Origin of the sequence: Nonomuraea sp. NPDC047897 (assembly GCF_043204415.1) — a bacterium.
Lineage (GTDB): Bacteria > Actinomycetota > Actinomycetes > Streptosporangiales > Streptosporangiaceae > Nonomuraea.
In genome coordinates, this window is the sequence record NZ_JBIDCC010000001.1 from 193,051 (window position 1) to 212,514 (window position 19,464).

The 19,464-nt window shown below is 72.6% G+C and carries 19 protein-coding genes; 12 read left to right on the top strand and 7 right to left on the bottom strand.

What is annotated here, in order from left to right:
- Positions 1–62: 62 nt before the first annotated feature.
- A complete protein-coding gene (locus ACGF0J_RS00910) occupies positions 63–1,688 on the top strand; it encodes a DUF6350 family protein (protein ID WP_393140954.1) in 1,626 nt (541 codons plus the stop codon).
- A gap of 82 nt (positions 1,689–1,770) precedes the next feature.
- Here ACGF0J_RS00910 and ACGF0J_RS00915 read toward each other — a convergent pair whose 3' ends face one another.
- Positions 1,771–2,190: a hypothetical protein gene (locus tag ACGF0J_RS00915; protein WP_393140956.1), complete on the bottom strand. Its 420-nt coding sequence runs from the start codon at positions 2,188–2,190 to the stop codon at positions 1,771–1,773.
- A 75-nt stretch (positions 2,191–2,265) separates the two neighbouring features.
- Between ACGF0J_RS00915 and purN the strand changes: the two genes are divergently transcribed.
- The 3 genes from purN to ACGF0J_RS00930 all read left to right on the top strand — a co-directional run bounded on the left by purN (position 2,266) and on the right by ACGF0J_RS00930 (position 4,824).
- Positions 2,266–2,895 (top strand): phosphoribosylglycinamide formyltransferase, encoded by a 630-nt coding sequence (gene purN / locus ACGF0J_RS00920; RefSeq protein WP_393140958.1) that lies wholly within the window; start codon positions 2,266–2,268, stop codon positions 2,893–2,895.
- Positions 2,892–4,433, top strand: a complete 1,542-nt coding sequence (gene purH, locus ACGF0J_RS00925) for a bifunctional phosphoribosylaminoimidazolecarboxamide formyltransferase/IMP cyclohydrolase (protein WP_393140960.1) — start codon at positions 2,892–2,894, stop codon at positions 4,431–4,433. The genes purN and purH overlap by 4 nt, the downstream gene beginning before the upstream one ends.
- Before the next feature lie 202 nt (positions 4,434–4,635).
- A complete protein-coding gene (locus ACGF0J_RS00930; RefSeq protein WP_393140962.1) occupies positions 4,636–4,824 on the top strand; it encodes a hypothetical protein in 189 nt (62 codons plus the stop codon).
- Here the strand turns inward: ACGF0J_RS00930 and ACGF0J_RS00935 are convergent.
- On the bottom strand, positions 4,797–5,717 hold the full coding sequence (locus ACGF0J_RS00935; protein ID WP_393140964.1) for an ROK family protein: 921 nt from the start codon (positions 5,715–5,717) through the stop codon (positions 4,797–4,799). The genes ACGF0J_RS00930 and ACGF0J_RS00935 overlap by 28 nt on opposite strands.
- A gap of 157 nt (positions 5,718–5,874) precedes the next feature.
- On the opposite strand from ACGF0J_RS00935, the gene ACGF0J_RS00940 reads away from it, so the two are divergent.
- The gene (locus ACGF0J_RS00940; RefSeq protein ID WP_393140966.1) at positions 5,875–6,720 is read left to right on the top strand and encodes a bifunctional methylenetetrahydrofolate dehydrogenase/methenyltetrahydrofolate cyclohydrolase; all 846 of its coding nucleotides are present in this window, start codon (positions 5,875–5,877) and stop codon (positions 6,718–6,720) included.
- Positions 6,721–6,750: 30 nt separating this feature from the next.
- Here ACGF0J_RS00940 and ACGF0J_RS00945 read toward each other — a convergent pair whose 3' ends face one another.
- Both ACGF0J_RS00945 and ACGF0J_RS00950 read right to left on the bottom strand, forming a co-directional pair.
- Positions 6,751–7,173, bottom strand: coding sequence for a DUF6157 family protein (locus ACGF0J_RS00945; protein ID WP_393140968.1), 423 nt, complete (start codon positions 7,171–7,173; stop codon positions 6,751–6,753).
- A 21-nt stretch (positions 7,174–7,194) separates the two neighbouring features.
- Positions 7,195–8,355 (bottom strand): CynX/NimT family MFS transporter, encoded by a 1,161-nt coding sequence (locus ACGF0J_RS00950; RefSeq protein ID WP_393140970.1) that lies wholly within the window; start codon positions 8,353–8,355, stop codon positions 7,195–7,197.
- 209 nt (positions 8,356–8,564) lie between these two features.
- Between ACGF0J_RS00950 and ACGF0J_RS00955 the strand changes: the two genes are divergently transcribed.
- Entirely contained in the window at positions 8,565–9,545 is a 981-nt protein-coding gene (locus ACGF0J_RS00955) for a DUF418 domain-containing protein (protein WP_393140972.1), read from the top strand.
- Positions 9,546–9,595: 50 nt separating this feature from the next.
- Here the strand turns inward: ACGF0J_RS00955 and ACGF0J_RS00960 are convergent, their stop codons facing one another.
- Entirely contained in the window at positions 9,596–10,501 is a 906-nt protein-coding gene (locus ACGF0J_RS00960; RefSeq protein ID WP_393140974.1) for a MurR/RpiR family transcriptional regulator, read from the bottom strand.
- The gene (locus ACGF0J_RS00965; protein ID WP_393140976.1) at positions 10,498–11,937 is read right to left on the bottom strand and encodes a glycoside hydrolase family 3 protein; all 1,440 of its coding nucleotides are present in this window, start codon (positions 11,935–11,937) and stop codon (positions 10,498–10,500) included. The genes ACGF0J_RS00960 and ACGF0J_RS00965 overlap by 4 nt, the downstream gene beginning before the upstream one ends.
- Before the next feature lie 88 nt (positions 11,938–12,025).
- Between ACGF0J_RS00965 and ACGF0J_RS00970 the strand changes: the two genes are divergently transcribed.
- Positions 12,026–13,585 (top strand): glycoside hydrolase family 10 protein, encoded by a 1,560-nt coding sequence (locus tag ACGF0J_RS00970; protein WP_393140978.1) that lies wholly within the window; start codon positions 12,026–12,028, stop codon positions 13,583–13,585.
- 8 nt (positions 13,586–13,593) lie between these two features.
- A complete protein-coding gene (locus ACGF0J_RS00975) occupies positions 13,594–14,784 on the top strand; it encodes an anhydro-N-acetylmuramic acid kinase (RefSeq protein ID WP_393140980.1) in 1,191 nt (396 codons plus the stop codon).
- Here the strand turns inward: ACGF0J_RS00975 and ACGF0J_RS00980 are convergent.
- Positions 14,758–15,402: an FHA domain-containing protein gene (locus tag ACGF0J_RS00980; protein WP_393140982.1), complete on the bottom strand. Its 645-nt coding sequence runs from the start codon at positions 15,400–15,402 to the stop codon at positions 14,758–14,760. The two genes, ACGF0J_RS00975 and ACGF0J_RS00980, sit on opposite strands and share 27 nt — an antisense overlap.
- Positions 15,403–15,583: 181 nt before the next feature.
- Here ACGF0J_RS00980 and ACGF0J_RS00985 point away from each other — a divergent pair, with 181 nt between their 5' ends.
- The 4 genes from ACGF0J_RS00985 to ACGF0J_RS01000 all read left to right on the top strand — a co-directional run bounded on the left by ACGF0J_RS00985 (position 15,584) and on the right by ACGF0J_RS01000 (position 19,462).
- Positions 15,584–16,705, top strand: a complete 1,122-nt coding sequence (locus ACGF0J_RS00985) for a citrate/2-methylcitrate synthase (protein ID WP_393140984.1) — start codon at positions 15,584–15,586, stop codon at positions 16,703–16,705.
- A complete protein-coding gene (locus ACGF0J_RS00990) occupies positions 16,702–16,995 on the top strand; it encodes a DUF3017 domain-containing protein (RefSeq protein ID WP_393140986.1) in 294 nt (97 codons plus the stop codon). Before ACGF0J_RS00985 ends, ACGF0J_RS00990 begins: the two co-directional genes overlap by 4 nt.
- A 53-nt stretch (positions 16,996–17,048) precedes the next feature.
- Positions 17,049–18,266 (top strand): NADP-dependent isocitrate dehydrogenase, encoded by a 1,218-nt coding sequence (locus tag ACGF0J_RS00995; RefSeq protein WP_393140988.1) that lies wholly within the window; start codon positions 17,049–17,051, stop codon positions 18,264–18,266.
- A 170-nt stretch (positions 18,267–18,436) separates the two neighbouring features.
- Positions 18,437–19,462: a polysaccharide deacetylase family protein gene (locus ACGF0J_RS01000; RefSeq protein WP_393140990.1), complete on the top strand. Its 1,026-nt coding sequence runs from the start codon at positions 18,437–18,439 to the stop codon at positions 19,460–19,462.
- Positions 19,463–19,464 lie beyond the last annotated feature (2 nt).

A 19,464-nucleotide genomic window follows, 5' to 3' on the forward strand; every position in this document is an offset into this window, starting at 1 on the left:
GGCGGACCGGCGCGGCGCGTCAACCAAGCGGCGGTCGGAAAAGATTGCGAAAATCGTCTACTGTGACGGCGATTCTCGACCAGCTCCGGGCAGCCCCCCGCTCGGTGCTCGGCAAACTCCCCGGGGTGTCGGACGACGACGAGTCCCGGCGGCCGCTGCCCGTGTCGGGGATGCTGGCCGCCGCCTGCACGCTGGGCGTCGGGCTCGCCGCGCTCACCACGCTCACCCTGGTCGGCTGGATCGCCGCGCCCAACGGCACGCTGGGGGCCGGGCTGCCGGGAGTGTTCCGCACGGCGGCACAGGCCTGGCTGGCCGCCCACCACGCCGGGTTCGCGATCCCCGGCGGCCGGGTCGGGCTGCTGCCCCTCGGCCTGATCATCCTGCCCGCGCTGCTGCTCTACCGCGCCGCCCGCTGGATGGCCCGCGACGCCGACCTGCGGCTTCGGCTGCCGGCCCGGCTGCCGAAGAACAGCCCGCGCGAGAAGGCCAACGCCCGCCGCCGCGCGCAGCTCGTCCTGGTCGCGCAGGCAGGGGTCTCGCTGGCGGCGCCATACGCGCTGCTGGCCGGGCTGATCGCGGTCGTGGCGCGCAACGACATCACCCAGCCCTACATCGGCGAGGCGCTGCTGAGCCACTTCACGCTCGCCTTCCTGGCGGGCTCGCTGGCCACCGCCCGCACGATCGGGCCGTGGCGGGCGATGCTGCGGCTGCTGCCCGAACGGGTCCGCGCGCTCACCCTCGGCACGGCGGTGGCCACGGCCCTGCTGCTCGCGGCCGGGCTGGTGCTCGTGGTCGTGGCGGTCGGGGTCAACTTCGGGCAGGTGCGCGAGCTGTCCGGGGTGCTGTCGCCCGGCTTCGTGGGCGGGGTGCTGCTCGCGCTCCTGCAACTGCTCTACCTGCTCAACGTGGTCATCTGGGCGCTGGCCTACGTCGCCGGGCCGGGGTTCGCCATCGGCGCCGGGACCCTCGTCGCGCCCACGGGCGTGCAGCTCGGCACGGTGCCGAGCCTGCCGCTGCTCGGCGCGCTGCCCGACAGCGGTCCGGTGCCCGGCTGGGTGATGGCGGTGGTCGCGCTGCCGTTCCTGGCCGGCGCGGTGGCGGGCGTGGTGTTCGCCCGGATCTCGCCCTCTCCCTCGTACGAGGCCGCCCCGCTGTGGGGCTTCTTCACCGGCGTCACCACCGGCCTGGTGGCGGGACTGCTCGCGGCCCTGTCAGGGGGCCCGATCGGCGGCGGGCGGCTGGCGGCCGTCGGGCCGTCGCCGTGGGAGGTTGCCGTGTCGGTCGCCCTGGAGGTGGGCGTCGCGGCGGGCATCTCGGCCGGGGTGACCAACGTGCTGCTGCTCAACCGGCGGGCCCGTGCCCCGCTCGACAAGGCGGCGGCGCCCGTGCGCAGGGCCGGGGCGGCGATCGCCCGGGCGGCGAGCAAGGTGGGTCTGGCCGAGGCCGACGCCCGCCCGCTGCCGGGCCACTGGATGGACGCCACCGAGGCCGACACCCAGCCCATCCCCGTCATCCGCGACGACTGGCAGGACGAGCACGCCTCGGCCGAGGCGGAGACGCTGGCCCAGGCGCGGCCCCGCCCGCCCACCGGTGGCCGCGCCGAGCCGCGCAGGGACATCGTGGACGAGTCGGACGACCGCGGTGGACACGTCATCTACCTCGACCCGTACGCCTGGGACCGCGACTGACGGCCGTGCCGCCGCCGGCTGGCGACGGCGGCCGCGCGACGGCGGCTGGGCGGCGGCGGCCGTGCGACGACGGCCGTGCGGTCTACGGCTGGACGGTGCCCAGCATCTCCAGGACCTCGGCGGGCAGCTTCTGCTGCGCCGCGTTCCTGAACTGGGTGAAGCACTCACCCTGCGAGGTGACCGTGCCCGCCGCCCGCATGCACTCCTGGTAGGCGGAGTACTCGTCCATCAGGTAGACCTGCATCGCCGTGGCGCCGCCCGACAGCGCCAGCGCGATCGCCGAGACGGCGATGCCGCCCACGACCGTGCCCGTCGGCCTGCCCGCGCTCTTGAGCTGCGGCAGCGCCCGGATGCCCGCCATGAGCGCGAACAGCGCCATCACCAGCCCGGCGAGTGGCAGCATGAACGTCATGGCCAGCGCTGCGATGGACAACCAGATCGCGCGGCGGCCCGCGGAATCCGCGGGCTGCTGGCCCGCCGGCGCCTGCACCGGTGTCGACACCTGACCTCCTCTGCGTGACCGGGCGAGGAGCGGATACGCTGGCAGCCCCACCCCGGTTTCCCATTGGAGTGATGCGTGTCTAAGGCTGGGCGGCTCGTCGTCCTCGTCTCCGGCTCTGGAACCAACCTACAGGCCCTGCTGGACGCTTCCGCCGACCCGTCGTACGGGGCACGTGTGGTCGCCGTCGGCGCGGACCGGGAGGGGATCGCGGGGCTGGACCGGGCGGAGAAGGCCAACGTGCCGACATTCGTCGAGAAACTGGCGGACCATCCGTCGCGGGCGGACTGGGACGCCGCCCTCGCGGCCAGGATCGCCTCGTACGAGCCCGATCTCGTGGTCGCGGCGGGATTCATGAAGATCCTGGGGGAGCCGACGATCGGCGCCTTCCCGGTGGTCAACACCCATCCCGCGCTGCTGCCGTCCTTCCCCGGCGCCCACGGCGTGCGTGACGCGCTCGCCCACGGGGTCAAGGTGACGGGCTGCACGGTGATGCTGGCCGACTCGGGCGTCGACACCGGGCCGATCATCGCGCAGGAGGCGGTGAGCGTGCTGCCCGACGACGACGAGGAGTCCCTGCACGAGCGCATCAAGACCGTCGAGCGCCGCCTGCTCGTCGACATCGTCGGCCGGATGGCCCGTGAGGGCTGGACGGTCAGCGGACGTGTGGTCCGCATCGGGAACCAAACAGGAGGGGAATCCAAGTGACTCGCATCGCCATCCGGCGCGCGCTGATCGCGGTGTACGACAAGTCCGGGCTGGAGGAGCTGGCCAGGGCGCTCGACGGGGCCGGCGTGGAGATCGTGTCGACCGGCGGCACCGCGGCCGCCATCGCCTCCTACGGCATCCCGGTGACGAAGGTGGAGCAGCTCACCGGGTTCCCCGAGTGTCTCGACGGCCGGGTCAAGACCCTGCACCCGCGCGTGCACGCCGGGCTGCTGGCCGACCTGACCAAGCCCCACCACGTGGCCCAGCTCGACGAACTGGAGATCGACCCGTTCCAGCTCGTGGTCGTCAACCTCTACCCGTTCGCCGAGACGGTCGCCTCGGGCGCGTCGCCGGAGGAGTGCGTCGAGCAGATCGACATCGGCGGCCCGGCGATGATCCGCGGCGCGGCCAAGAACCACAGCACCTGCGCCGTCGTCGTCGACCCCGGCGCCTACGGCGACGTGCTGAACGCCCTAGACGCGGGCGGCTTCACCCTGGCCGAGCGCAGGCGGCTGGCGGGCCTCGCCTACGCCCACACGGCCTCCTACGACGTGGCCGTCGCCTCCTGGTTCGCCAACGTCTACGAGCCTGACGGCGAGTGGCCGGCGTTCATGGGCGCCGCCTGGGAGCGCAAGGCGACCCTGCGCTACGGCGAGAACCCGCACCAGGCCGCAGCCCTCTACACCGGCGGCTCCGGCGGCCTCGCCGAGGCCGAGCAGCTGCACGGCAAGGAGATGTCCTACAACAACTACCTCGACGCCGACGCCGCCTGGCGGGCCGCCTGGGACTTCACCGACCCGTGCGTGGCGATCATCAAGCACCAGAACCCGTGCGGCATCGCCGTCGGCGCCGACGTGGCCGAGGCGCACCGCAAGGCCCACGCCTGCGACCCGGTGTCGGCGTACGGCGGAGTGATCGCCGTCAACGGGCCGGTCACGGCCGAGCTGGCCGGGCAGATCGCCGAGGTGTTCACCGAGGTCGTGGTGGCGCCGTCGTTCGAGCCCGAGGCGCTGGCCGTGCTGACCCGGAAGAAGAACATCCGGCTGCTCGTCTGCCCCGAAGGCCCGGCCAACGCGTCGGAGTTCCGCCGGATCGACGGCGGCCTGCTGCTGCAGCGGGCCGACCGGGTCGACGCGCCCGGCGACGCTCCCGAGCAGTGGGAGCTCAAGGCCGGCGCGCCGGCGAGCCCCGAGGTGCTGGCCGACCTGGCGTTCGCGTGGCGGGCCGGCCGCTCGGTCAAGTCCAACGCCATCCTGCTGGCCTCCGGCGGGGCCACCGTGGGCGTCGGCATGGGCCAGGTCAACCGGGTCGACTCCTGCCGCCTGGCGGTCAGCCGGGCGGGCGTGCGGGCCGCCGGGTCGGTCGGCGCCTCCGACGCGTTCTTCCCGTTCGCCGACGGGCTGGAGGTGCTGATCGAGGCCGGGGTCAAGGCCGTGGTGGAGCCCGGCGGGTCCGTACGCGACCAGGAGGTCATCGACGCGGCCGAGAAGGCGGGCATCACCCTCTACTTCACCGGCACGCGCCACTTCTTCCACTGACCCTGACGGACCGCCTGACGGGCGACCCTGAAGGGCCGCCTGACGGGCCGCCTGGGCGGGCGGCCCCGGAGCGGGCGGTCCGCCGGAAGCGGTCCGGTCGGGAGCGGTCCGAGGTGCGAGGCCGGCCGAACGGCGGCGAGCATCGGCGAGGTCCGGTTACCCTATGGGCCTCGCCGTCTGTTTCTCCCCTCGGAGTCCTCCTATGGTGCTGCTCGACTCGATCCTGTACGCCTTCGTGACCGTGAACGGGTTCGCCACGAGCCCTTTCGTGCTGGTGGTGCTCGCGTTCCTGGGCGCCTACCTGGGCGTGCGGGCCGTTGAGCTGATCCCCTTCACCCGCCGGATCATCGAGCGGCGCGAGGCTCAGGCCGCCGGCGCCGAGTCCGAATAGTCCCAGGCCAGCTTGGCGGCGCCCGCCAGGCCGGCCCGTACGCCCAGCATGGTGGGCTGGACGTCCACCGCCCGGACGAACCCCAGCCCCGCCACGTCGTCCAGGGCCCGCTCCAGCGGCTCGAAGAGCACCGGGCCGGCCCCCGACACGCCGCCGCCGATGACCACCTTGGTCACCTCGGCGGCAGCGGCGGCGGAGGCGATCATCCCGGCCAGCGCCCTGGCGGCCCGCTCGTAGGCAGCCACCGCGACCGGCTCACCCTCGGCGGCGTCCCGGGCGAGGTTCCGGGCGTCGGCCGGCTCGCCCTGCGGGGCCTTCCAACCGTTGTCCAGCGCCCAGCGGGCCAGGTTGGGGCCGCTGGCGTAGCGTTCGACGCAGCCGCGCCCGCCGCACTCGCAGCGCTCGCCGTACGGGTCCACCGTCATGTGGCCGACGTGTCCGGCGTTGCCGGTCGGGCCGAGCAGTGGCACGCCGTCGATGACGAGGCCGCCGCCGATGCCGGTCGAGACGACGATGCCGAGCAGCGCCGAGCTGCCCCGCCCGGAGCCGAGCCAGTGCTCGCCGAGCGCGAAGCACTGGGCGTCGCCCGCGAGCACGGTCGGCAGCCCGGTCAGCTCCCGCACCTGGTCGCGCAGCGGGAAGTCGCGCCAGCTCGGCATGTTCACGGGGCTGACGGTGCCGGCCGCAAGGTCGAGCGGGCCGGCGCAGCCGACGCCGACCGCCCGGGGCCGCTCCCCGCCGTCGCACACCTCGTCCATGAGGGCGGCCAGGGTGGACATGACGTCCGTACGCGGTGTCGGCCGGATCGCCGATCCCGAGACGGAACCGTCCTCACGCACCAGCGCGGCGGCGAGCTTGGTTCCCCCGATGTCGATGGCGAGGACGGAGCTCATCGACGCTCCCGCGGGGTGTCGGACAACGGTGCTCCTCGGTGGACGGCGAACGGGCGACCGTCACTTTATGTCCTTCCACGCCCGATGACAACGATGTCAGCGCGGGGGCGGAGACCGGAGTGCGGCAGCCCGGGAAGCCGTGGAAGGATGGGGCGACATGAGCGCAGTGAAACTCGACGGCAAGGCCACGGCCGCCCGGATCAAGGCAGACCTCGCGGCCCGGGTGGCCGCGCTCAAGGCCCGCGGCGTCACCCCCGGCCTGGGCACCGTCCTGGTGGGAGACGACCCCGGCAGCCAGATCTACGTCGCCGGCAAGCACCGCGACTGCGCCGAGGTGGGCATCGCCTCCATCCGGGTCGACCTGCCCGCGACCGCCACGCAGGCTGACGTCGAGGCCGCCATCGACGAGCTCAACGCCTCGCCCGAGTGCACCGGCTACATCGTGCAGCTCCCGCTGCCGCGCCACCTCGACACGATGGCGCTGATCGAGCGGATGGACCCGGCCAAGGACGCCGACGGCCTGCACCCGGTCAACCTGGGCCGGCTCGTCCACATGGTCGACGCGCCGCTGCCCTGCACGCCCCACGGCATCGTGCTGCTCCTACAGGAGTACGGCGTGCCGATCAAGGGCGCGGAGGTGGCCGTGGTCGGCCGCGGCATCACCGTGGGCCGCTCCCTCGGCCTGCTGCTGACCCGCCGCAGCGAGAACGCCACCGTCACCCTCTGCCACACCGGCACCCAGGACCTGGCCGGCCACGTCCGCCGGGCCGACATCGTGGTGGCGGCCGCCGGTGTCCCCGGCCTCATCACCCGCGACATGGTCAAGCCCGGCGCGGCCGTCCTCGATGTGGGCGTCTCCCGCGTCGACGGCAAGATCGCCGGTGACGTGGCGGCCGACGTGGCCGAGGTGGCGGGCTTCCTGACCCCCAACCCGGGCGGGGTCGGCCCCATGACCCGCGCCCTCCTGCTGTCCAACGTGGTGGAAGCCGCCGAACGCCGGTAGGCACGCCGCCGGCGGCGTGCCCACCGGCAGTCAGGCGCGGCGGGAGCGCATGGCCTTGAGGATCGTGATGCCCGGCACCTCGCCGGCGACGAACCGTTCGTACTCCGCCGATCCGGCCGGGCACAGGCGCACCCGGCCGGCGCCGTCGAAGAGCAGCCCCCAGCCGTACTTCTTCGGCAGCGGCGACGCCCGCAGGCAGGCCTGCGGCCTGGCGAAGAACTCCGCGCGCAGCCGTGCCCGGTCCGCCTCCGCCGGCTCCGGCTGTTCCTGGCGGCGCAGCCACGTCTCGAAGAGCACGTCCTCCTGGGTCAGCTCGCCGGGGTGGTCGGCGAGCAGGTCGTGCTGCACCACCGCGACCGTCTTCTTGCCGCCTCGCGGGGCCGGCACCACGGCGCCGGCGGTGGGGCAGTCGTCGGCGATGGCGATCAGGGTGTCGTAGTAGTTCAGGTCCACCAGGGCATGATGCCCCACATGTCAACGGGCCGGGTGCGGCCGGGCGGCGAACACCCCGGCGACCGCCTGGACGAGGCAGAACCCAAGGCCGGCCAGCAGGGGTGTGGTCCAGCCGCCCGAGGTCTGCCTGAGCAGCCCGATCAGCAGCGGTCCGGCGGCCGCCAGCACGTACCCGCACGACTGCGCGACGGCCGACAGGGCCGTCACCGAGGCCGGGTCGGGGGCGCGCAGGGTGATGATGAGCAGGGCGAGGGCGATCGCGGCGCCCTGGCCGAGCCCGAGGACGATCATCCACAGCCAGGGCAGGGTCGTGGGCGCGAGCAGCACGCCGAGGTAGCCGGCGATGGTCAGCGCGGTCGCGACCGTCACGTGCGGCACCTGGGAGGCACGGCGTCCGGCGTGGACCGGGACGGCCAGGGTGGCGGCGATCTGGGTGAGGTTCGTCAGGCTGAGCAGGTAGCCGGCCTGGTCCGCGGGCAGCCCCGCGTCCTGGAAGATCGTCGGCAGCCACGCCAGCATGATGTAGAACGTCAGCGACTGCACCCCCATGAACACCGTCACCCACCACGTGACCGGGCTGCGCAGGATGGCGGCGAAGTGGCGGGGCCGGTCGCCGGTGCGGGCGGGTCTGCGCAGCGCCTGGGGGAGCCACAGCAGGGCCGCGGCCACGGCCGGCACCGCGACGAGGGCGGAGACGCCCCGCCAGCCGTGGCCGGTGAGCCGTTCCAGCGGGATCATGAGCGCGGACGCGGCGGCGGCGCCGGCCACCAGCCCGGTGACGTAGACCGACGTGTACGCCCCGACCTGGTGCGGGAAGTGCTGCTTGACCACGCCCGGCATGGCCACATTCATGATCGCGATCGCGGTGCCGGCCAGCGCGGACCCGAGGTAGAGCGCCGGCACGCCGTCCACGGTCCGCACGACGACGCCGGCGGCGAGCAGGAGCAGGCCCGCCAGCAGGGTCCGGTCGAGGCCGGCGCGCCTGGCCAGGACCGGTGTGAGCCCGCCGAACACCCCGAGACAGACGACCATGACAGTGGTGATCGCGCCGCCGCCCGCCGGGGTCAGCCCGAGATCCGTCATGATCTCGTCGAGGAGCGGGGAGACTCCGGCGAGCGCGGGCCGGAGGTTCAGCGAAGCGAGGAGGAAGCCTCCGAGCAGCAGGACAGCGCGCGGCGACATTCAGCCGGTCCGCGCCGGGGCAGCCTGTCCCTTCAAGGTCATCAGGACAGGCTACGCGGTGAACCGGCCGAAAGTACTGTCGGGGACCCCACCTTCGGTCGATGCTCGCGCCGGGCCCCCTGCCACAGGATGAGGTCCATGCCCATTCAAGATCACATCGCTGGCGTCCCCTTCGCCCGTGCCGCGGCGACGACGGGAGAGGCGCCGCGATGACCTCCCCCGGGCGGTCGCGTATCGCCGCGCTCGACGTCCTGCGCGGGTTCGCGCTGTGCGAGATCCTGCTCGCCAACATCCAGCTCATGGCCACCGGCGCCTCCGCCGTCGTGGCGCAGCCCATGGGCGACTGGGACCCCTGGCTCGGGCTGCCGATCTTCTCCCTGCTGTTCGGCGTCGGGTTCGCCCTGCTGCTGGACTCCGCCGCGGACCGCGTCCCCCGCCCGCGGCTGGTCCTGCTGCGCCGGCTGGTGGCGCTGCTGGCGATCGGCCTGGTGCACATGCTGCTGTGGCCGGGCGAGATCCTGACCGACTACGCCGTCGTCGGCATGCTGGTGCTGCTGCCCTCGACCTGGCTGCCGCGGTGGGCCGTGGCCGGCCTCGCCGCCGCGCTCGTCCCGGCGGCGCTGGTCTTCGGCGGGGGCGGCCCCCTGCTGATCGCCGGGTTGTTCCTGCTGGGGGCGGCGTTGGTCCGGTACGGGGTGATCGAGAAGATCGAGCGGTCCACCCGGGGGCCGCTCCTGCTGGGCCTGGTCTTCGCGGCGGGCCTGGCCGCCGCTCTGTGGGCACAGGCCGGCATGCGGGCGGTGGGTGCCACCACGTACCTGCCCGCCGTCTCCAGCCTGGCCGATCTGCTGCTCGTGGGCGTCTACGTGTGCGGCCTGCTGGTCCTGCTGAGGACGCCGCTGCGACCGGTGCTGCGGTTCGTCTTCGCGCCACTGGGCCGGATGGCCCTGACCAACTATCTGACCGCCACCCTCCTCGTCCTGGCGGCCGGTCAGCTCCTCGGCCTGCCGATCGGCCGGTCGTCGTCGGCGGCGTTCCAGGTCGCGGGAGTCATCCTGGCGGTCCAGTGGCTGTTCTCCGTCCTCTGGCTGCGCCGCTGTCGCCAGGGGCCCATGGAGTGGCTCTGGCGCTGGGTGACCTGGGCCCACCGCTCCACCCTGCGCATCCCACGTGCGGCACCCACTCCTTGACGGCCGGAGGTGCGCGCGGGCGGTTGCCGAGGGATCGTGGCGGCGGGCGGTCAGGAGCGGTGGCGGTAGCGGTCGGTGGCTTCCCGGGTGGCGCGGATGGCCTCGCCCGCCGTGTCGTAGGTGCGCTGGGCGAGGCCCACGAAGACGCAGTCGACGATGAGGAGCTGGCTGATCCGGCTGGCCAGCGCCCCGGGCCGGAACGCCGTCTCGCGGCCCGCCGACACCATCGTGTGATGGGCAACCTCGGCCAGGGAGGAGCGCGGGTTGTTGGTGATGCCGACGACCACGGCCCCGGCCTCGGCGGCGGTGCGGGCGGGCACCAGCACGTCGGGCGTCTCACCGCTGCAGCTGATGGCCACGGCCACGTCGCCGGGGCGCAGCAGGGCGGCGCTGGTGAGGGCGAGGTGGGCGTCGGCGAACGGATGGCTCGACAGGCCGATCCGCAGCAGCTTCTGCGACATGTCGGCGGCCACCAGGCCCGAGGCGGCCACGCCGTACACGTCGACGCGGCGGGCGGCGGCGATGGCCGTCACCACCTCGCCGAGCAGGGCCGGGTCGAGCTGCGCCGCCGTGTCGGCCAGCGCCTCCGACTCCGAGCGGGCGACCTTGGCGATGACGTCGGTGAGCGGGTCGTCGGGGCCGAGGTCGCCGGGCACGAGCCGGTCAGGTTCGCGGGCCTGCTCCTTGGCGACCGCCGCGGCCAGCGCGAAGCGAAGCTGGGAGTAGCCGGAGAAGCCGAGGACGCGGGCGGTGCGCACGATCGTCGCCTCGCTGGTGCCGGACACCGCGCTGAACTCGGTTATGGTGCTGCGGACCACCAGCTCGGGATCGTCGAGGATGATACGGGCGATGGCCCGCGCGGCGGGGGTGAGCGACGGCAGCACCGCCCGCACCGCCGCCGCCGGGTTGGCGGGCTGCGCCGGGGTGGTGGCGTCGGCTGCCCGGCCGCCGGTCATCGCACCAGCCATTCGGCCGCGGCCCGGGCCGAGACGCGCGAGACGCCGTGCGTCGCGACGTGGGTGACGCGCGGGTCCGCCGGTGGGCCGGCCGGGATGCCGGTGTCCACGACGATCACGTCCGGCCGCAGCCGCGCGGCCCGCGCCACCCGCTCCCGGACCCAGGCGTGCCGGGCGGCGTCGTGCACGACGAGGACCACCGGCCGGTCGTCGAACGGCGGCAGCTCGCCGTCCTCGGGCAGCCGGGCGCGGGACGTGCCGGGCAGCAGCTCGGTGAGGGCGGCCGTCAGGCCGGTCGGCATGACCGGGTCGACGGCCTGGCTGAACCGGGTGTTGACCTCCACGACGAGCGGCGGCCGGGTCAGCCGGCCGGTCCCCGACGTGGTGAGCGCGGCCCGGGCCGCCTCCATGCCCACCCCCGGGTCGGCGTCGGCCGCGGCCTTCTCGCGCAGCGCCGCCCGCTCGCCGTACCAGTCGGACACGGCCCGCACCCGGGCGGCGGCCTCGGCCAGGCGTTCCTCGGGGAGCGTGCCTTCGCGGACGGCCGCCACGATGGCGTCGCGCAGCTCGTACAGGGTGCGTTCGGTGGTGAGGCCGGCGCAGACGGCGTCGGCGCCGGCGGCGAGGGCGCGCACGGCGATCTCGCCGGGGGAGAACCGGGCGGCCACCGCCCGCATCTCGATCGCGTCGGTGACCAGCATGCCCTCGAAGCCCAGCTCGTCCCTGAGCAGGTCGGTCAGGATGGTGCGGCTGAGCGTCGCGGGCAGCTCGGGGTCGAGGGCGGGCACCAGCAGGTGGCCGCACATGATCGCCTGGACGCCGGCCCGGATCGCGGCGCGGAACGGCGGCAGGTCGCGTTCGGCCAGCACCTGCCCGGAGGCGTGCACGGTCGGCAGCGCCAGGTGCGAGTCGGTGGTGGTGTCGCCGTGGCCGGGGAAGTGCTTGGCGCAGGCGGCGACGCCGGCGCCCTGGACGCCGCGCAGGTAGGCGACGGTGTGCCGGGCGACGAGGCCGGGCTCGGGGCCGAACGAGCGGACGCCGATCACCGGGTTGGCCGGGTCGGCGTTGACGTCGGCCGCGGGCGCGTAGTTCAGCGTGATGTCGGCCTCGGCGAGCATCCGGCCGATCTGGCGGCCCACCCGTTCGGTGAGCCGTACGTCGTCGACCACGCCGAGCGCGCGGTTGCCCGGGAAGGAGCTGCCGGCGGCCACCTCCAGCCGGGTGACGGCCCCGCCCTCCTCGTCGATGGCGACGACGACGCCCGGATTCTCGGCGCGCAGGGCCCGTACGTGCCGCGCGTCCGGCCGGTTGCGGGCGAACAGCACCGCTCCGCCCAGCCCCTCGCCCAGGGCCCTGCGCAGCCAGTCGGGTGCGGTGGTCTCGTCGTAGCCGGGCTGCAGGACTGCCAGGGCGAGTCGGTACAGGTCAGCGGACATGCGGCATTTTCCTTCACGGTTGTTGAATTGAAGGTAATTTTCTGTCATCGTCGCCCTCGACACAACCGCTTCCCGGAGGCCACCCCCCATGCCCACCAGAAGGACAGTTCTCAAAGGTCTCGCCCTCGCCGCCGCCGCGTCCGCCGTCCCGCTGCCCGCCTCAGCCTCCTCCGCCGCCCCGCTCACCACGCTGGACGGCTCGTACGTCCCGCCCCTGCGCCAGATGCGCGGCATGTGGATCGCGTCGGTGGCCAACATCAACTGGCCCTCCAAGCAGGGGCTGAGCGCCGACCAGCAGAAGGCGGAGTTCGTCGCCTGGATGGACCTGGCCGTGCAGCGCAAGCTCAACTCGGTGTTCGTGCAGATCAGGCCGACCGCCGACGCCTTCTGGCCGTCGCCGTTCGAGCCGTGGTCGCACTGGCTGACCGGCACCCAGGGGCAGGACCCCGGCTACGACCCGCTCGGGTTCGCGGTGGCCGAGGCGCACAAGCGGGGCCTCGCCTTCCACGCCTGGTTCAACCCGTACCGCGTCTCCATGCAGCCGGACCCGGCCCAGCTCCACCCCGACCACCCCGGCCGCAGGCACCCCGACTGGATCCTGCCGTTCGGCGGCAAGCTCTACTACAACCCCGGCCTGCCCGAGGTGCGGAGGTTCTGCCAGGACGCGATGCTCGACGCGCTCACCCGCTACGACATCGACGGCCTGCACTTCGACGACTACTTCTACCCCACCAACACCACGGCCTTCGACGACAGCGCCGCCTTCGCCCAGCACGGGGCCGGCTTCCCCGACCTGGCCACCTGGCGCCGCCACAACGTCGACCTCATGGTCTCGGAGATGCAGCAGCGCGTCCGCGAGGCCAAGCCGGAGGTCGCCTGGGGCATCAGCCCGTCGGGCATCTGGCGCAACAAGGCCGCCGACCCGCTCGGCTCCGACACCAACGGCGGCCAGTCGTACGACAACCTGCACGCCGACACGCGCGGCTGGGTCAAGAAGGGCTGGCTCGACTACATCGCGCCGCAGCTCTACTGGTACATCGGCCAGCCCCCCGCCGACTACTCCAAGCTCGTCCCGTGGTGGTCGGACGTGGCGAGCGGCACGAACACGCTGCTGTGGATCGGCCAGGCGGCCTACAAGGCGGGCGACCCGGCGCAAGCCGCGCCCTGGCAGGACCCGGCCGAGCTGTCCAAGCACCTCACGCTCAACCGCGCCCACCCCGAGATCTCCGGCGACATCTGGTACAACGCCAACGACCTGCGCGCCGACCGGATCGCCTCGATCAGCACGGCGGTCGGCGACCACTACACCCGCCCCGCGCTCGCGCCGGTGCTGCCCCGGCTGGCGGACGGCGAGGGGCCGCGGCGGCCCGTCGTGGCGTACGCGCTGCGCCGCCCGGCAGGCGGAGTGGAGGTGCGCGCGGTCGCGACCGGCCGGGACGAGCCGTTCCAGTTCGCCGTGTTCCGCTTCCCCCGCCGGGCGTCCGCCGAAGGTTTCGGCGACGCGCGCCACCTCGTCGCCGTCGTCCCCGGCGACCGGCAGGTCCGCTGGGTGGACCCCGACGGCAAGCGGGGCGACCACTACTACGTGATGGCCGTCGACCGGGCCAACCGGACGAGCCGGCCCAGCAACGGGTTCAGGGTCCTGTAAGGAGCGCGATGCGGGTTCTCGGCCTCATCTCCGGCACGTCGCACGACGGCATCGACAGCGCGGTCGTCGACTGGTCGCTAGACGGCGGCACGCTCATCGGCCGGATCGAGCACGTCGGCGAGCGGCCGTACGAGGCCGGGCTGAGAGCCCGCATCGTCGCCGCCCTCCCGCCCCACCGGGTGGACATGGGGGAGGTGTGCGCGCTCGACACGCTGGTCGGCCAGGCGTTCGCCGACGCGGCGGGGCACTGCCCACGGGCCGACCTGATCTGCTCGCACGGGCAGACCTTCTTCCACTGGGTGACGGACGGCCGGGTCCTGGGCACGCTGCAGCTCGGCCAGCCCGCCTGGATCGCCGAGCGCACCGGCCTGCCCGTCGTCTCCGACGTGCGGGTGCGCGACGTCGCCGCCGGAGGGCAGGGCGCGCCGCTGGTGTCGTACCTCGACCTGCTGCTGCTGGCCGGGCTGCCGGGCCGGGCCGGCGCACTCAACCTCGGCGGCATCGCCAACCTGACCGTCGCCTCGGCGGACTCCGGCGGGCCGATCGCCTACGACACCGGGCCCGCGTGCGCGCTTATCGACGCCGCCGCGCCGCCGTACGACGCGGACGGCGCGCTGGGCGCCGCGGGCACGGTGGACGAGAAGCTGCTCGCCGACCTGCTGGCCGAGCCCTACTACGCCCAGGACCCGCCGAAGACGACCGGCAAGGAGCTCTTCACACCCGGTTACGTCCGCGACCGCGCCGGGGCCGACCTGCCGCCGGTGGGTCTGCCGCCGGCCGGCCTGCCGCCGGCCGACCTGCCGCCGGCCGACCTGGTGGCCACGCTGACGGCGCTGACCGCCGAGACGGTCGCCGCAGAGCTGCGCCGGCACCGGCTGGACACGGTCGTCGTGTCGGGCGGCGGCATCCGCAACCCCACGCTGATGGGCATGCTGCGCGCCCGCGCGCCGCACACGCGGCTGGTGGCCAGCGACGAGCTCGGCGTGCCCGCCGGGGCGAAGGAGGCCGTCGCCTTCTCGCTCTTCGGCTGGCTCACCGCGCACGGCCTGCCGGCCACCGTGCCCGGGTGCACGGGCGCCGCGGGGGCGCGCGTGCTGGGCACGATGACACCCGGCTCCGGCCCTCTGACGCTGCCGGAACCCCTCGCCGAAGCCCCGGTCGCGATCCGGCTGCTACGAAGCCCTGCGTCCGGCGGCTGACGGCTGGTCGGCCGTGGCTCCCGCCCGCTGTGGTGGCACCACAGGGGTGGGACGCACCAGGCCCAGCGCGACGACCTCGTTGGCCAGCCGCGTGCGCCGGTTGGTGCCCTCCGGGATCCGGAACTTCTGGTAGAGCCGCAGCAGATGCTGCTTGACCGCGGCTTCGGTCACGACGAGGTCGTCGGCGATCTCGCGGGCGGTCGCCGGGGCGACGAACGCCTCGTCCGACAGCGCCGGCCGGCAGAGCGAGGTCAGCACGTCGACCTCGCGCCTGGTCAGCTCGGGCGCCGCCGCCCTGCGCAGCTCGATCTCGGGGGCGAAGTCCTCACGGGGGACTCCGCCGACGCGACCGCGCGCCGCGCCGAAGGAGACGACGTCGCCGTCGTCCAGCACCCTCCGGGCGATCGGCCTGCCATTCACCCGTGTGCCGTTGCGGGACAGGCCCAGGTCAACGACATACAGGTAGGGTCCTCGCCTGACGAACTCGGCATGGAGTCGAGACACGCTCGGATCGGTCAGCCGGATGTCGACACCACGGCCCCTCCCCACCGTCGTGATCTCGGGGCGCAACGGGATCACCTCGCCGGTGTCCTCGATGCGTATGAACGGCCCCTCCACGGCAGTTCCTCCCCAGGTAGCCCGCCGTAACTATTACTACAGCTCCGGCTTACCCAACCGAGGGGATGCGGAATCGCCTTTGCCGTAAGGAGAATCCCGCTTGAAATTGGTCTGGACCTCCGCCGACGGTTTTCCCTGCTCACGGGTAGACTTCCAGCGACGATAAGCGGAGGAAACACTCATGGCGGACAAGCCCACGAAAGGCCTGGCCGACGTCGTAGCCGCGTCCACTGCGCTGAGCGACATCGACGGGAAGGCCGGTCGCCTCTTCTACCGTGGATACGACATCCATGACCTGGCCGGCCGAGCGACGTTCGAGGAGACCGCGCACCTGCTCCAGCGCGGCAGGCTGCCCAGTCGCGCGGAGCTGGACCACTACGGGGCCGAGCTGGCCCGGGGCCGTGAGCTGGGCGCGCTCGTGTCCGCGAACGTCGCCGAGATCGCCGAGAAGCAGAAACCGATGGAGGCGCTGCGCAGCCTGGTCTCCCTGGCCGGCGCCGACGATCCCGACAAGGACTCCATCGAGCCCGAGGCCAACCTGCGCAAGGCCGCCCGGCTGACGGCCCAGCAGCCGCTGCTCGTCGCCCGCTACCACGCCGCGCGCACCGGCACCCGGGCACCCGAGCCCGACCCGGCGCTCAGCATCGCCGCGAACTTCCTGCTGCAGGTCACCGGGCGCACCCCGGAGCGGCGCGAGGTCGAGATCTTCGACGCCTGCCTGGTGCTGCACGCCGACCACACCATGAACGCCTCCACCTTCGCCGCCCGGGTGTGCGCCGCGACCCTGTCGGACATGCACTCCGCCATCGTCGCCGCGATCGGCACCCTCAAGGGCCCGCTGCACGGCGGCGCGAACGAGCAGGTCATGAAGACCCTGGAGTCGATCTCGCCGTCCGGCGTGGCCCAGGCAGTCCGCGACAAGCTCGCCGCGGGCGAAAAGATCATGGGCTTCGGGCACCGCGTCTACAAGACCGAGGACCCCCGCGCCACCCACCTGCGCAAGATGTCGGCGGAACTCGCCGAGGCGTCCGGAGACGACACCTACTACCGCATGTCGAAGGAGATGGAGGAGGTCGTCCTCGAGACCAAGGGGCTGTATCCGAACGTCGACTTCTACGCGGCGTCGGTCTACCACTACCTTGGCATTCCGACCGACCTCTTCACGCCGGTCTTCTCGATCAGCCGGATGTCGGGATGGACGGCCCACGTCATCGAGCAGCACGCCGACAACCGGCTGATCCGCCCCGACAGTGAATACATCGGGGAGCGTGACCAGAAGTGGAAGCCGATCGAGGAACGGTGAACCGTTCCGGCGAGACCTGGGGGCCGTACCCGCTGATCCTGGCGGGTGCGGTCGTCGCCGTCGCCACGGCGCTGCTGGCCGACCTGCGGTGGGGCGGGTTCGCGCTGGGGGGAGTGATCATGATCGGAGCCGCGCTCCGGTTCGCCGGGTACGGCGGCGCGCTCGCCGTACGCAGCAGGAAGACCGACGTCATCACACTGGGCGCGTTCGGGTTCGTGCTCGTGCTGACGTCGATGTTGCTGGGCAACAACGAGCTGAAGGCGTTCATCATGTCCCTTTTGGCACGTTGACCTGGCGGTCCGATAGCCTCAACGCATCCATTCATTGAAGGGGAACCATTCGCATGCCCAAGATCAAGGTGGAGGGTCCTGTCGTCGAGCTCGACGGCGACGAGATGACCCGGATCATCTGGCAGTTCATCAAGGACCAGCTGATCCTGCCGTACCTCGACGTCGACCTGAAGTACTACGACCTCGGCATCGAGCACCGTGACGCCACGGACGACCAGGTGACGATCGACGCCGCCAACGCCATCAAGCAGTACGGCGTCGGTGTGAAGTGCGCCACCATCACCCCGGACGAGGCGCGGGTCGAGGAGTTCGGCCTGAAGAAGATGTGGAGGTCGCCGAACGGGACCATCCGCAACATCCTCGGCGGCGTCATCTTCCGCGAGCCGATCATCATGTCCAACGTGCCGCGTCTGGTCCCCGGCTGGACCAAGCCGATCGTCGTCGGCCGTCACGCCTTCGGCGACCAGTACCGCGCCACCGACCTGAAGGTTCCCGGCGAGGGCACGCTGACCCTCACCTTCACCCCGAAGGACGGCTCCGAGCCGATCGAGCTGGACGTCTACGACTTCCCCGGCTCCGGCGTCGCGCTGGCCATGTACAACCTGGACGAGTCGATCCGCGACTTCGCCCGCGCCTCCATGCGCTACGGCCTGGCCCGCAACTTCCCGGTCTACCTCTCCACGAAGAACACGATCCTCAAGGCGTACGACGGCCGCTTCAAGGACATCTTCGCCGAGGTCTACGAGAGCGAGTTCAAGGAGGACTTCGAGAAGGCCGGGCTCACCTACGAGCACCGCCTGATCGACGACATGGTCGCCGCGGCCCTCAAGTGGGAGGGCGGCTACGTCTGGGCGTGCAAGAACTACGACGGTGACGTGCAGTCCGACACGGTCGCGCAGGGCTTCGGCTCGCTCGGCCTGATGACGTCCGTCCTCATGACGCCCGACGGCCGCACCGTCGAGGCCGAGGCCGCCCACGGCACCGTGACCCGCCACTACCGCCAGCACCAGCAGGGCAAGCCCACCTCCACCAACCCGATCGCCTCGATCTTCGCGTGGACGCGTGGCCTGGCCCACCGCGGCAAGCTCGACAACACCCCCGCGGTGACCGAGTTCGCCAACACGCTGGAGCGGGTCTGCGTCGAGACCGTCGAGAGCGGTCAGATGACCAAGGACCTCGCGCTCCTCGTCGGCGGCGACGCCGAGTGGCTGACCACCCAGGACTTCCTGGCCACGCTGGACGAGAACCTCAAGAAGAAGATGGCCGTCTGACAGCCGGCCGTCCGGTCGCGAACGGCCTCCGCCCGCGGTCGCGCCGCGGGCGGCGGCCGTTCGCGACTGTCACCGGCCTTTCCGCTGCTCAGAGCCTCCCTTGGACATCCCGTGTCGATCAGTTGGGTATGAGCCCGGCGTAACAGTCGTGCGCGTCTCGGGGGGTTCGGATGCGACTGCGTGTCATCACTGGGGTGGGTACGGTCACGATCGCGGCGATCGTGACCGGCTGTGGCTCCGAGCCCGCTCCGCAGGCCAAGCCGCCGGCCAAGGCCGACGCGGCGGCGGCGAAGCAGAGCAAGGCCGCGAAGGCCGCCGCCGCGGCCAAGGTCAAGGCCAACGAGCTGGGGCAGGTGCCGGTGCTCATGTACCACCGGATCATCCCGAAGCCGGCGACCACGGACGACCGCACTCCGGCACAGTTCCGCGCCGACCTCGACCGGCTGGCCCGCGACGGGTACGTGCCCGTCACCGCCGCCGAGTTCGTCACCGGCAAGATGGACATCCCGGCGGGGCGGCACCCGGTCGTCATCACCTTCGACGACTCCTCACCCTCCCAGCTCACGCTGGACGAGATGGGCCAGCCGAAGCCCGACACGGCGGTCGCCATCCTGCGCGAGACCGCGGCCCGGCACCCCGGCTTCCGGCCGGTGGCGACCTTCTACGTGACGCGCGACATGTTCGGCAAGTCCGTCAAGGAGGAGCAGGCGCAGATCCTGCTCTGGCTCAAGGACAACGGCTTCGACATCGGCAACCACACCCGCGACCACCTCAACCTGCGCGGCATGGCCAAGAGCGGCGTCCAGGAGCAGATCGGCTCCATCGCCAAGGAGGTGGGCGAGCTGGCCGGGATCAAGCCGGTCACCATCGCCCTGCCGTACGGCAACCAGCCGAGCACCAAGGAGTGGGCCGCCCGCGGCACCTCCTACCACCACAAGGGCGTCTTCCTGGCCGGCTACACCCCGGCGGCGTCGCCGTTCAGCAGGTCGTTCGACCCGCTGGGCATCCCCCGGATCAAGGCCATGGACAAGAAGGGCGACTGCGCCCAGTTCTGCTCCACGGCCTGGCTCGACTGGTTGAAGAGCAACCCGGACATGCGCTACACCTCCGACGGCGACGTGACGACGGTGGCCTTCCCCAAGTTCAAGAACCCGTTCCTGAGCACGACGTACAAGACGTACGCGCTGCCGTACTGACA